The organism is Streptococcus mitis bv. 2 str. SK95, from assembly GCF_000222705.1.
In the GTDB taxonomy this organism is placed as follows: domain Bacteria; phylum Bacillota; class Bacilli; order Lactobacillales; family Streptococcaceae; genus Streptococcus; species Streptococcus mitis_AY.
The window spans coordinates 23,261-35,485 of record NZ_AFUB01000005.1 but is presented as its reverse complement, the minus strand read 5'-3'; the positions used below and the strand labels follow the sequence as shown (position 1 = coordinate 35,485).

Annotated in this window: 13 protein-coding genes; all 13 read right to left on the bottom strand. The window is 41.1% G+C overall.

What is annotated here, in order from left to right:
- Nucleotides 1–520 precede the first annotated feature (520 nt).
- The 13 genes from HMPREF9965_RS03380 to HMPREF9965_RS03320 all read right to left on the bottom strand — a co-directional run bounded on the left by HMPREF9965_RS03380 (nt 521) and on the right by HMPREF9965_RS03320 (nt 12,022).
- Nucleotides 521–748 carry a hypothetical protein gene (locus HMPREF9965_RS03380; RefSeq protein ID WP_000710707.1) on the bottom strand — a complete coding sequence of 76 codons (228 nt, stop codon included), beginning with the start codon at nt 746–748 and terminating at the stop codon, nt 521–523.
- Between the two features lie 66 nt (nt 749–814).
- Nucleotides 815–1,006 (bottom strand): hypothetical protein, encoded by a 192-nt coding sequence (locus tag HMPREF9965_RS03375; RefSeq protein WP_000780385.1) that lies wholly within the window; start codon nt 1,004–1,006, stop codon nt 815–817.
- Nucleotides 1,007–1,294 carry a hypothetical protein gene (locus tag HMPREF9965_RS03370; RefSeq protein WP_000540185.1) on the bottom strand — a complete coding sequence of 96 codons (288 nt, stop codon included), beginning with the start codon at nt 1,292–1,294 and terminating at the stop codon, nt 1,007–1,009.
- Nucleotides 1,295–1,406: 112 nt separating this feature from the next.
- Nucleotides 1,407–1,634 (bottom strand): hypothetical protein, encoded by a 228-nt coding sequence (locus HMPREF9965_RS03365; protein ID WP_042898776.1) that lies wholly within the window; start codon nt 1,632–1,634, stop codon nt 1,407–1,409.
- A 72-nt stretch (nt 1,635–1,706) separates the two neighbouring features.
- Nucleotides 1,707–1,922, bottom strand: a complete 216-nt coding sequence (locus HMPREF9965_RS0102105) for a hypothetical protein (RefSeq protein ID WP_000038789.1) — start codon at nt 1,920–1,922, stop codon at nt 1,707–1,709.
- Nucleotides 1,923–2,936: 1,014 nt separating this feature from the next.
- Nucleotides 2,937–3,548 (bottom strand): 30S ribosomal protein S4, encoded by a 612-nt coding sequence (gene rpsD, locus HMPREF9965_RS03355; RefSeq protein WP_000092756.1) that lies wholly within the window; start codon nt 3,546–3,548, stop codon nt 2,937–2,939.
- A 202-nt stretch (nt 3,549–3,750) separates the two neighbouring features.
- Nucleotides 3,751–4,785 carry a sensor histidine kinase gene (locus HMPREF9965_RS03350; RefSeq protein WP_000769399.1) on the bottom strand — a complete coding sequence of 345 codons (1,035 nt, stop codon included), beginning with the start codon at nt 4,783–4,785 and terminating at the stop codon, nt 3,751–3,753.
- On the bottom strand, nt 4,782–5,480 hold the full coding sequence (locus HMPREF9965_RS03345) for a response regulator transcription factor (RefSeq protein ID WP_000751221.1): 699 nt from the start codon (nt 5,478–5,480) through the stop codon (nt 4,782–4,784). The genes HMPREF9965_RS03350 and HMPREF9965_RS03345 overlap by 4 nt, the downstream gene beginning before the upstream one ends.
- Nucleotides 5,481–5,560: 80 nt before the next feature.
- On the bottom strand, nt 5,561–7,648 hold the full coding sequence (locus HMPREF9965_RS03340; RefSeq protein ID WP_000671347.1) for an SSURE domain-containing protein: 2,088 nt from the start codon (nt 7,646–7,648) through the stop codon (nt 5,561–5,563).
- A 156-nt stretch (nt 7,649–7,804) separates the two neighbouring features.
- Nucleotides 7,805–8,470: a potassium channel family protein gene (locus HMPREF9965_RS03335; RefSeq protein WP_001283883.1), complete on the bottom strand. Its 666-nt coding sequence runs from the start codon at nt 8,468–8,470 to the stop codon at nt 7,805–7,807.
- Between the two features lie 13 nt (nt 8,471–8,483).
- Nucleotides 8,484–9,863, bottom strand: a complete 1,380-nt coding sequence (locus HMPREF9965_RS03330; RefSeq protein WP_000897929.1) for a TrkH family potassium uptake protein — start codon at nt 9,861–9,863, stop codon at nt 8,484–8,486.
- Nucleotides 9,864–9,896: 33 nt separating this feature from the next.
- Nucleotides 9,897–10,661 (bottom strand): nucleoside phosphorylase, encoded by a 765-nt coding sequence (locus tag HMPREF9965_RS03325; RefSeq protein WP_000615027.1) that lies wholly within the window; start codon nt 10,659–10,661, stop codon nt 9,897–9,899.
- A 125-nt stretch (nt 10,662–10,786) separates the two neighbouring features.
- A complete protein-coding gene (locus HMPREF9965_RS03320; protein WP_000837380.1) occupies nt 10,787–12,022 on the bottom strand; it encodes a carbohydrate-binding domain-containing protein in 1,236 nt (411 codons plus the stop codon).
- Nucleotides 12,023–12,225: the final 203 nt, after the last annotated feature.

The following is a 12,225-nucleotide window of genomic DNA, read 5'->3' as shown; positions in this document are numbered from 1 at the left end:
ATGTTGTCCCATTTTCAACTGAAAATATCTCTTTTAATTCAAAATTTGCTCATTATAAAATTTACAATAAATCTCTCTTTAAGTTTCTTAGTTTCTCCTTTTTCCCATCTCTCTAGTTTTTTTAAATTGTGACTCTTTAAGAGTCTTTTTCAATCCTAGTTTGATTTAAATCCATCTTAGAGAGTTTGAAAACAGCTTGATATCAAAATTTGCCAGAGATCATCTGTTTTCTTTTTTAGAAAATTTGAATAAATTTGATCGAAATATGGAAATTTCTCAATACTTTTTAACTTGTTTGTATGTATGTAATCATAATTTAGAATAATAAAGAAACTAACAAAATGAGAAGTTTATAATTTCTGTTATAGATAAAAAGGGAGCTCAATACATATTATATCCCTTTACTATTTATAGTGTTATTATAGCAAAAAACAATGGAATTTCCATTGTTTTTATATTCAAATTCAAAAGATTTTATTAACTTTCCGAAAAATTTATATTTTCCGGAAAAATATCGAAATTAAATCAAAACTAAAAATATCTCATACATTTGAACTGCACCCCATATATCTACTAAGCTTTTCCCGTCAAATACTTTAGCTTCCATAGCTTCATCAATTGTATCAAACTGCTGACCTTCATAATCATAACCAACTACACATATACTCGATAAAAAGCAAGCACCTCGGCTATTATAATTAAATTCAAGATCTTTGTCTAAATATTTTTTAATTTCATCCTTTTTCATATAGGACCATCCCAACTAAAACAATCTCAACAAACAAGATTTTTTCCTTAGATTCTATTCCCACTACTAGCTTTCTATGATGCTGACGATTTCATCTTCAAAATATTCATAAAGAGTTCCATCAACATCTACCAGCAAGGAGTCAATCTCCTCGTCATTGTCAGAGGCGTCACAATAGTCTTCTACAAATCCTCTAACTACCGCGCCATTTTTAAGCGTGATAACTACATCTGTACGGTTAAATTCCCAGAGCTTCATTTAAATATCCCTTTCAATATTGGCTAATTGCTTTGCTTTTTCGTAGTAAGGTGTTAAGAAATCGATAAAACCTTGTTTGTCGCTTGGATCATGTTCCTCTAAAAATATCATCAACTCAAAGTCATTGAGAGCGTCAAACATTTCAGAGTTTTCATTAGCCCAAGCCTCGGCAAATTCCTCATCTTCTCCAAAAAGTGCGTTAAACGTAAAGGAAAAATCCCAAAAATTATCAATCTGACCACTGACTGCTTGCTGGAGCATGTCTAATACTTGTTGATCATATCCCATTACCCATCCCCTCCTAATAAGAGCGTTGCAGCATATTGAACTACGTTCCAAAAATTTAACAAATAAAATCTAATTTTGGGATGCGATTCATTCATCAAGCGTGATTTTTATTTTAATAATACTGCACTTCAATTCCATCCATGATTTCTATTAAAGTGTTATCGCCATTTTTTAAAGAAATCAGATCAATGAATGACGATACCTGATATTCTTTACCTCCAATCACCACTCTAATGTCATGAACAGAATTAGGAAAAATCCCACATACTTGACCATTATAATCAAAAGAGGCGTCCCAACCATTGTCATATAAGGCTTGTAAATCATCTAATATCGCCATATAAACTAAATCCTTTTCCATAGTATTTTCTTTCAAATAAGGCAGGTAAAAGCACCTAGATTGTTCTAAGTCCTATGAGATTGTTTCAATCGAGATAATCTCACTCTCAAAGAGAGAAATTTCGGTAGCTTCATCAGTGCTAGGATTGTCAATGAGGATAGTGATTCCATCTTGCTCATCATTGTCCATTTCGTCAACAAAGTCTATGACACGTCCCTTGATTATCTTGTCGCAATTAGTGACTACCTGAACTCTTGATCGTAGATACCTCCAAAGTTTTTTACTCATTTATTTTCCTCTCTGCTATTTTTTCGATAGTTCTTATACTTTTTATAGTTAGTCGATAAAATCGCCTAGGTTGAACTAAGCTCTAATAATTTTTATTTCCTTGATAATATCTTCAGGATATGAGCGATCATCTATGACTAATTCGTCAAGAGCATCTAAAGCATAACCGTCAAATTAATCAACCACCCTACCCTTGATGTAGGTCCCATCTTCTAAAATAAGGCGAACATTTTTATCAACATATTCCCATAGTTTCATTGAGTTCCTTCTCTCTAACAGCAGAACAATATGACCCAATATTAGTTATTTACTAATGGCTTTTAGTTCCTGTTAAAAGCATTATAGCACACCTTCTTTGCTAAAGTACAACAAGCACTCCATTAGACTAACCTGCTACCTTGCTTTTTTTGTAAAAATATTGTATACTTAAATAAAAGGGACTGGTTTGCACCCAATGACCTATTTTAGGTCGGCGCCTAAGTCAGTTCCTTTTACTGTTTCGATTACTCCAAAGGATGTGCCTTTAATATTCTTGCGTCAGTTAGTTTTTTAGGCTATAATTAAATTAACGGATAGAGGTTTTCCATCTCCCCTTGAAACAGTTCATTCTGCAGTAGGAGGTGGGACACCTCTATTTTTTATAATCGCTAACCTCCGATTATACTTGTACTAGAAATTTTTTTGAGTTATAATTAGCTTAAGGTAAAGGTGGTCTAACGCCCATGAAACAGCTTACTGTGGAGGCGGTGGGTCACCTTTATTTGATTTCAAAATCAAGAAGATGTATAATTAAGTCAAGAAAGAAGCATGGTTTTCCCGCCCAAAAGCTCTATAGCTGTGGGAGAGTCATGCTTCTTTTTTGCCTCTAAAAAGAGAACGCCAAAAAAGCCGTCTCATTCTTTGAAACGGCTATGAAATCAATCTAGCAAATATCTAAGCAAACCCAGAAATCAACGTTTTAAGACAAAGCAAAAAGCCCACTGTTGTAGGCTTTCTGTAAGATATTTCTTAAAATTAAAGCATTTTGTTGTAGAATTCAACGACAAGTGCTTCGTTGATTTCTGGGTTGATTTCGTCGCGTTCTGGCAAGCGTGTCAATGAACCTTCCAATTTTTCAGCGTCGAATGATACGAATGCTGGACGTCCAAGAGTAGCTTCTACTGCTTCAAGGATAGCTGGAACTTTCAATGATTTTTCACGAACTGAGATTACTTGACCTGGAGTTACGCGGTATGATGGGATATCAACACGTTTTCCGTCAACAAGGATATGACCGTGGTTTACGAATTGACGAGCTTGACGACGAGTAGTCGCAAGGCCAAGACGGTAAACAACGTTATCCAAACGACGTTCCAAAAGAAGCATGAAGTTGAAACCTAGGATTCCGCCTTTGATTTTTGTAGCTTGTACGAACAAGTTACGGAATTGTTTTTCACCTACACCGTAAGTGAAACGAAGTTTTTGTTTTTCAGCCAATTGCAAACCGTATTCTGACAATTTAGAACGGTTGTTTGGTCCGTGTTGTCCTGGTACGTAGTTACGACGTGCCAATTCTTTACCTGTACCTGTAAGTGAAAGGCCAAGGCGACGAGCTTGTTTCCAAGATGGTCCTGTATAACGTGACATGTGTATGTCCTCCTGATATAAATAATATTTCGGTGGAAATAGTCACTTAGAAAGCCCTGATTCGTGCAGATGCCCTTCGCCTAAACAGCCAAGGTTACTTGTCATAAGACACCTGTTGACGAGCTTCATGCTTTCCTGCTGCTATTTCACACAAAGGCTATTATACCATGAAAAGCTAGATTTGTAAAGGGATTTTACGACTTTATTTCAAATTAAGGCTGAATGTAAACTTGCTTCCTAAGCCATATTGACTTTCTGCTGTGATTTCGCCACCAAGCTGATGGGCTAATTCTCTTGCAATCGCAAGTCCTAATCCATGTCCACCTGTCTTCATATTGCGCGAAGTTTCTACACGATAAAGCCGTTTAAAGATCTTTTCCAAATCCTCAGAATGGATCCCTTGACCCTCGTCTTTCACACTGATTCTCAGCTCTTGTTCTGTTAATTGGGCAAGAACCTCGATTCTGGTTCCTGGTTCTGAATATTTAAAGGCATTGTTTAACAAATTGACCAGAATGCGAGAAAGTTTGTCAGAATGGCTCTTGATTTTCGCTGACTCAGGTGACACTTGAATGTAAACATCCCGCTCCTCTTGTTCAATCTGGAGTTGAAATTCACTCATTGACTCAATCAACAACTGATCTAAAAAGACCTCTTCGACTTCTTCATCAGCAGTATCTTGAGGTTGTGTATTGAGAGTCAAAACATCCAATTCCTCCACTAGCTTGTTTAGACGCTCAGTTTGCCGACCAATCGTGGTTAAGTAGTGGAGCCGCTCCTCTTCCTTAATCACTCCATCTAGAATTCCCTCCACAGTAACCTGAATGGAGGTAATGGGAGTTTTAATATCGTGAGAGAGCTGCGCAATCATCATTCTCTTTTCTTGCTCGCTCTCATCAAGTGATTGAAAGGTAGCTTGCAAATTGTGGGACATGTCATTAAAAGCCTGACCTAGCTCTTGAAATTCTAATGGGCCTTTGGTTTCAATTTCTGTGCTGAAATCCTTGCTGGCTATATCCTGAGCTTGTTTTTTCAAATATTTCAGAGAAGAGAACACAGGCGACAAAAGAAAGATGCTCACTGCAGCGCCAATGAAACTAGCAATCAAGGTCATGCCAACTAGAAAGTAAACTTCACTTTTCTCAATCAACATTCGTTGGACTGCCCAGAAAACGACCAAAATCGTTAGTAGAGTCGACACTAGATACCCCACTAAAATATAGTTTTTTAATTTCATTTTCTACCTCTTGGTCTTTCCATCTTATAGCCCAAACCCCAGACAGTTTTGATAGCAGGAGCATTTGAATTTGTATACTTGGTCAACTCTTGCCTCAAAGCATGGATATGAACATTGAGTGTATTGGTATCATCCACATAGTCCTCTTGCCATACCTTCTCGTAAAGTTCCGTCTTTGAAAAGACTCTCTCAGGATTGCTGGCTAATACCCATAGAAGTTCAAAGGATTTTACTGTCAATTCCAAAGGTTGATCCCCAATGCGAACCTCATGAGTCACATGGTTGATCACTAAGTCACCAAACTCGATCTGTTCTGTCTCTCCTCCACGGCTAAGGCGACGCAAGATATTATTCACTCTTAAAACCAATTCGCGTGGGCTAAAGGGTTTGACTATAAAATCATCTGCCCCCAAACTTAATCCATAAATCTTATCCTGTTCGCTTGTCTTAGCAGTTGTAAAGAGGAAGGGTTGATCCGGAGCGATATACTGAACTTCACTGATAAAATCATAACCGTCCATATTGGGCATCATGATATCTGTGATAATGAGGTCGATAGATTTTTTTCTGAAAAGTTCTAATCCCTCCTTACCATCATGGGCGACCAAAACATCGTAACCTGCCTGTATAAGATAGCGGTTTTGAATATCTAGAATATCTATCTCATCATCAACCAGCAAAATTGTCTTTTTCATCTGACACTCCTTCGATAAAAACAGTGTTATACTTGCTTTAGTATAACACTATTTTCCCTAATGTTTAAGTGGTTTGAATCTTAATCTTCTCGTTTGGTTGTCAAACCCAAAAGTCCAACAAGACCTGCCAAGGCTAGACCAAAGATACCAAGTCCAGCTGTAGCCGTTTTAGCTTCCCCAGTATTTGGTAGCATCGCTTTATCATCTTTTTTCATCATATTAGCCATTGGGCTAGAAGCTGATTGATCTACTTTCATATCTGACATATGGTGATTTGTACCCATCATACCCTCAGTCGTACCTGTAGAGCCTGTTTCAGAAGGCTTCGTATTCATCTGACCTTGTTGAGATGGTATTGTCGCCATTTCTTTTCCACGAAGCTGAATCGTTACTTGACGAGTAGCAATCAGATTGGTCAAATCAGGTTTGCCATCCTTAGAACCATACACTTTGACAGTAGCTTGGTAAGTGTGAGTGCCATTGGAACGAAGTTGGTCTAGAAGGGCTTGTCCTTCTTTGCCTGTCGTGTTGCCATTCAAATCCACTTCGTAGAAATATTGGCCTTTAGCCAAGCCTTCAAGTGGCAATAGAGCAGGATTTTTAGCTGTTCCGTTGTCTGACCATGGGGCTTTGTCGGAAGCTTTTAACAAGAGGCGAGTCAACATGCCATCACCACCGAAAGCTTCGTATGGAATAACTTGGTTGACACCTGCCAAGAATGGACCTGGAACATTTGCTTTTTCAAGATAGCTAGCTGGAACATCAATCATGTCTTTGACATTGTTAACAACAGAGTCTTTAACCTGAGTCGGTGTGGTCGAACCATTCAAATTAACAGTCAAATCTTTAGTCGCTACCAGATTAGTTAAGTCAGGCTTGCCGTCTTTTGCACCGTACACTTTGATGGTAGCTTTATAGCTATGTGTGCCGTTTTGTTTTAAGAGGTCAAGCAACTCTTTGTCAGATTTTCCTTGAGTGCCTGCTAAATCCACTTCATAGAAGTAAAGGCCTTTGCCCAATTTCTCTACTGGTGGGAGAGCAGGATTTTTAGCTGTTCCGTTGTCTGACCACGGAGCCTTGTCGGATGCTTTCAAGATAAGACGAGTTAACATACCATCACCAGCGAAGAATTCATATGGAATAACTTGGTTGACACCAGCTGTGAATGGACCTGGGAAATTGGCTTTGTCAAGGTAGCTAGCTGGGACATCTACTGTGTCTTTGGTATTGTCGGCCACACCTTTTTGCACTTCAGCTGGAGTGGTCAAACCATTCAAGTTAACATCCAAATCTTTAGTCGCTACCAGATTAGTTAAGTCAGGCTTGCCGTCTTTTGAACCGTACACCTTGATGGTAGCTTTATAGCTTTGTGTACCATTTTGTTTCAAGAGGTCAAGCAGCTCTTTATCTGATTTTCCTTGAGTGCCTGCCAAGTCTACTTCGTAGAAGTAAAGACCTTTGCCCAATTTCTCTACTGGTGAGAGAGCAGGATTTTTAGCTGAGCCGTTGTCTGACCATGGAGCCTTATCAGATGCTTTCAAGATAAGGCGAGTCAACATGCCATCACCAGCGAAGAATTCGTATGGAATGACTTGATTGACACCAGCTGTAAATGGTCCTGGGAAATTAGCTCTATCCAAGTAAGAAGCTGGGACATCTACTGTATCTTTGGTGTTGTCAGCCACACCTTTTTGCACTTCAGCTGGAGCGGTTGCTGGCTGCGCTTCACTGACTTCACGGTCTTGCCCAGAAACTGTAGATGCAGGACTTTCCACAGGTTTAACTGCATCTTCTGTTTGTTTCTTAGAGTCAGGTTTGGCTTGCACTTCTTCTTTTAGTGCCACTACTGGCTCTTTGGCATCGGCATCCGCTTTTTCTGAAGAGTCTGTAGCATCCAAACTTGTTTTAGGTGTTGGAACAGACTGTTCTGAAGGAAGAGTTACATCGACTGCTTTTTTGAGAACATCTACTGGCAGGTCGCTTTTTCCACTCACGGAAGCAACGTCTGGCACGACTTGAGCAGGAGTTGGATTGACGACGTCAGCACGTGCAGAACTTGGTTGACCGACTAGAACAAAGAAGCCACTAGCCACAACAACTGAAGCAACACCGACACTGAGACGGCGAATAGACCAACGAGTATATCTCTGATTTGGATTGAATTTCATAGGATTCTCCTCAGAACTTTCTTTTTTTGATGACTCTAGTATAATCTCCTAAAATTAAAAAGGATTAAGAAAAAGTTAAAATTTTTCTTAAATCCCTCTTATAAAATACTTATATTGACTCATTAATCATTGAAAAAGAGAGTAGCCCTTCCTTTCCTACTCACTCAGCTCTGCTAGCGTATCCAAATGTTGGTTATTAATGACTGCCATGATATAGGTATCTGCCTGCAAGAGGTCATTGGGTCCGAATTGGACATCCAGAGGAGCATTTTCGTAGGCACGAAAACCAAGTACATTGAGGTTGTATCGCCCACGTAAATCCAACTGACTGAGGCTTTTACCTACCCATGATTGGGGGATTTTCATCTCGACAATCGATACATTCTTGTCCAACTGAAAGACGTCTACGCTGTTATGAAAGAGGATGGTCTGCGCCAAAGAGCGCCCCATTTCAAACTCTGGTGAAATGACTGCGTCTGCGCCAATTTTTTCCAACACCTTTTTAGCTGTATGGCTTTTGACCTTGGCAATGACGGTCGGCACTCCTAGACTCTTGCAGTGCATAACCGCAAGAACACTGGACTCTAGATTTTCCCCCGTTGCGACAACTACGGTATCACAGGTGTCAATCCCCGCTGATAGAAGGAGTTCTTCATCCGTGATATCTCCAACTACCCCTCGCGCCAGCACAGGTTCAAATTGATTAATGCGCTCCTCGTGGTCATCAATAGCAATGATATTCATGTCATGCTTGGCTAGGGCAGCCAAAACACTGCTCCCAAAAATTCCCAAGCCTAAAATTCCAATTGTCCGATCTGACATCGTTCTTCCTTTCTTATCCGATAGTGATATCTGCTTTCATATAGTGAATCGTATCTTTCTTGTCTGGCTGGTATTCCGCTACACTGACCAGTAGTGTCAAGGGACCAATACGGCCGATAAACATCAACAACATAACGATGCTGAGGGCTAACTTACCTAACTCCGGCGTTAAATTTGCCGTCACTCCAACTGTCGCAAGGGCTGAAATGGTCTCAAACATGAGGTAGATAAAGCGCGGATTTCCCTCTGCTGTTATTCCTAGCAGGATCAAGCCCAGCAAGAAAGTTAGCAAGAAGATAATAAAGACACTGAAAGATTTTTGCACGGTTCGGGGTTCAATGGTCCTCCGAGCCACATTGGCATGAGGCAAGCCCAATAGTTCGCTGCGGGCAAAGACCAACAAGACAAAGAAGGTCGTAATCTTGAGCCCTCCTGCTGTCCCTCCAGGTGCCCCTCCCAGAAACATCTGTAGGATATAGATGAACAAGGTCACCGGTCGAGCCTGTGTGTAGTCAATTGAAGCAAATCCTGCCGTTCTCATGCTGACGGTCTGGAAAAAGCTAACCAGCAGTTTTTCTGGGAAACTAAGATTTCCAATCGTCCCAGAATTGTTCCACTCAATTAAGAGAGTCGATACTGTTCCAAAGATCAGAATTCCCGCAGTTAAAAAGAGAACCAGCTTGGTATGGAAGCGCAGACGGCGTTTTTTCTTTTTCCCAAACTGGGTCGCTAGGTCAAACCAGACCATAAATCCTAGTCCCCCCGTGATAATCAATCCTGCAATCACTAGATTGATTAAGGGATCCGTTTGAAAGGCTACCAAACTCGTACTTCCAAAATTATCAAATCCAGCATTACAGAAAGCTGAAACAGCCAAAAAGATAGAGGTTAATATCCCTCGCCCCCAGCCAAATTCCGGAATAAAGCGAAAACTTAAGAGAACGGCACCAATCCCTTCCACCAGAAAAGTCGTCAGAAAGATTGAGCGGATGAAGTCCTTTAGAGACTGGGTTTCTCCATAACCAAAACTTTCTTGAATGGTCTCACGGCCACGAAGACTGAGCTTTTGCTTGCCTTGGATATAAAAGATTCCAATAAAGGTCATAAGCCCCAAACCACCGATCTGGATCAAGAGCATACAGATCAACTGGCCCCAGATATTGTAAGTAGAGGCTACCGGCTGGGTAAAGAGCCCTGTCACACAAACCATAGACACAGTCGTAAAGAGATGGTCAAAGTAGGTCGCTTGTGACGTTGCTGCTTGCACAAAGGGGAGGCTTAAAAGAAGCGAGCCTAAGAAGATAACTAAGGCAAAACTTAAAAAGATGCGACGGGCTGGCGACAAACGTCCCAGCGTCGTCTTGATTTTTTCCAAAAAAGATTTGAATAACATAACTACATTCTACCATAAAAACAGTAAGAACACTCACATGTGGTGCACAATGGCAAGACAGAGTTCGAGTGCCTTATCAAAAGCTTCTGAGCCCCAGTCACGACTGTCGTAGTTGTCCAGATCCGCTAAGGAATCTGCGGTAAAGAGCAACTCTCCCCAGACACCCCCACGTAGCTGGGCTACTGCCGCAAGAGCAGAGCACTCCATCTCCACAACAGCACAGCCTTCTTCCTTGCGATAGGCAACCTTTTCAGCCGTCTCTCGGTAAAAACCATCTGTCGTCCAGGTCATGACCTCCTCGTAAGGAATGCCTCTTTGTTCCAAGACTTGCTCAATGGCAGAGATAGCCTCAATCTGCATCTCCATATAACGAGAAGGCGCTACATAGTGGTAGCTGGTTCCCTCATCTCGCAGAGCGCGAACAGGGACGAGAAAGGCATTTTCCTCTATATCAGCTAGGACTCCACAAGTACCAGTGGAAATGATTTGCTCCACACCATAACCAATCAACCAATCCATAAACTGGGCCGCTGGAGCAGAACCAACAGGCGCTTGAGCCAGACAAATCTTCTCACCCTTGTAGTTGATGACGTACACTGGATAAGTCTTGGTGGCAGAAACGAACTTACCAACACAGTCCGCCCCTACTTCCTGAGCATAACGGTCAATCTCCCCCTCCAAAAATGCATAGATACACTTCTTTGGCAACTTTAAGTCTAAACCCTCATGTGTTGGCATAAGGACCGCTTGGGGGTTATCATCAAACTCTAAAATGGGAATCGCATGTTTCTGAATCATAGCCCACCTCCTCTAATTTTGTACTATTGTATCAAAAGCTGACGGAGTGTCAAGGAGTTGTCTTTACATTTCCTCTAGTAAGAACACAAAAATCTCCCTTCTCTTTCGAGAAAGGAGAATTTTGCTTATCCTTGTCCGCCAGGGGCTGGACCGCCCCCTTGAGGGCCTCCATTTGGTCCACCGCCTCCAGGCATAGAGTTGACAATTTCCGTTTGTTTTTCACCGTTGAGATAGATATCTCCACCTGTGTAGGTCGCTGTTCCATCAAAGTCAAAACCTGTTTGACCAATCATTTTAATGGTTCCGCCTGTGACAGTGATATTTCCATTTGAGTCGATTGGGTCTGTGTCCCCTTGACCGACTTCTACTGTCAGGTTCCCACCGTTCATGGTGAAGAAGATTTCACTCTGTTGAGCATTTTTGTTGGCTGCATTGACTCCATCGTCCGTTGAATAGATGCTAATGTCCCCACCGTTGATAGTGATTGACTTACCTTCAAGTCCTTCTGTCGAATTCTTGACGGTGTAGGTACCACTATCGATAACCAAATCACCTGATGCGTGGATGCCATCATCTCCTGCTGTAACTGTTATGGTATTGTTAGCCAAATACATATTGCCGACAGTCATATCGTCATCATTGTCGACCTTGACCCCATCCTCTTTGGCGTCGATAGTCATGGTCGTACCAGTGATGTTGAGTTCATCATTGACATTAAAGGCATCGCCAACTGCTGTGATGTTATAGGTTCCACCCGTGATATGAAGGGTGTCGTTAGCCTTGATACCATTGTTTTTCTTGCCATCTACATTGATAGTTCCTTTCCCGTTTATGGTCAAATCTACCTTAGAAAAGAGAGCTGCATCTGCTTTTTCGTCGCTGTTAGAGCTTGAGTCAGAGAGACTGTTGGTGGTTCCCTCTGCTAGAGTCAAGTAGACGTGGCCGGCTGATGTCGCAGATATCGCTGCATTGGTATTGGTCATGGTCGCACCTTTTAGGACTAGATGAACATCTGTCGACTTATCTGCCTCGACCTTGATCTGCACTCCGTCAGACTGACCTGAAATCACATAGGTCCCAGATTTTGTGATGGTCACTGTTGATTCAGAGACTGTCACCCCATCTCCAGAGACGTTTGCTGATGAGCCAGATAGCTCAATCTTAGAAGCTGTGCTTTCATCATAAGAAGTATCATTATCCTTATCTGTAAAATAGGAAGATTGATTTGTCTTTGTTTCAGTTGTTGTAGAACTATTTGTCGTTTCATTGGTAGTGGATGAAGTTGTTGACTGGGAACATGCTGCCATCAGCACCATTGTCGTTAAACTCGTTGCGAGTAGGATCCATTTTTTTGATTTCATACCTTTTTCCTCTCCTTCGTATGATATAGCTAGACAGTCTACAGAAGATTCCTGAAACAAAACTAAAACTTTTCTGAAAGTTTCCTTAAATTTAGTTTGGATTAGATTTCGCCTAGTAATTTTTTAGAGAGGACTGCCAGAAACAGTTTTTGAACGCTAAAATACCTTTAATAGATTTTTAAAACCAACATCCCTCAGTGCGA

Excerpts from the sequence above, each read along its gene's own strand:
- HMPREF9965_RS03325 (WP_000615027.1), bottom strand. The coding sequence starts at position 10,661 with ATGATTCAGAAACATGCGATTCCCATTTTAGAGTTTGATGATAACCCC.
- HMPREF9965_RS03380 (WP_000710707.1), bottom strand. The coding sequence starts at position 748 with ATGAAAAAGGATGAAATTAAAAAATATTTAGACAAAGATCTTGAATTT.
- HMPREF9965_RS03375 (WP_000780385.1), bottom strand. The coding sequence starts at position 1,006 with ATGAAGCTCTGGGAATTTAACCGTACAGATGTAGTTATCACGCTTAAA.
- HMPREF9965_RS03340 (WP_000671347.1), bottom strand. The coding sequence starts at position 7,648 with ATGAAATTCAATCCAAATCAGAGATATACTCGTTGGTCTATTCGCCGT.
- HMPREF9965_RS03320 (WP_000837380.1), bottom strand. The coding sequence starts at position 12,022 with ATGAAATCAAAAAAATGGATCCTACTCGCAACGAGTTTAACGACAATG.
- HMPREF9965_RS03330 (WP_000897929.1), bottom strand. The coding sequence starts at position 9,863 with ATGTTATTCAAATCTTTTTTGGAAAAAATCAAGACGACGCTGGGACGT.
- HMPREF9965_RS03335 (WP_001283883.1), bottom strand. The coding sequence starts at position 8,470 with ATGTCAGATCGGACAATTGGAATTTTAGGCTTGGGAATTTTTGGGAGC.
- HMPREF9965_RS03350 (WP_000769399.1), bottom strand. The coding sequence starts at position 4,785 with ATGAAATTAAAAAACTATATTTTAGTGGGGTATCTAGTGTCGACTCTA.
- HMPREF9965_RS03365 (WP_042898776.1), bottom strand. The coding sequence starts at position 1,634 with ATGGCGATATTAGATGATTTACAAGCCTTATATGACAATGGTTGGGAC.
- HMPREF9965_RS03345 (WP_000751221.1), bottom strand. The coding sequence starts at position 5,480 with ATGAAAAAGACAATTTTGCTGGTTGATGATGAGATAGATATTCTAGAT.
- HMPREF9965_RS0102105 (WP_000038789.1), bottom strand. The coding sequence starts at position 1,922 with ATGAGTAAAAAACTTTGGAGGTATCTACGATCAAGAGTTCAGGTAGTC.
- rpsD (WP_000092756.1), bottom strand. The coding sequence starts at position 3,548 with ATGTCACGTTATACAGGACCATCTTGGAAACAAGCTCGTCGCCTTGGC.
- HMPREF9965_RS03370 (WP_000540185.1), bottom strand. The coding sequence starts at position 1,294 with ATGGGATATGATCAACAAGTATTAGACATGCTCCAGCAAGCAGTCAGT.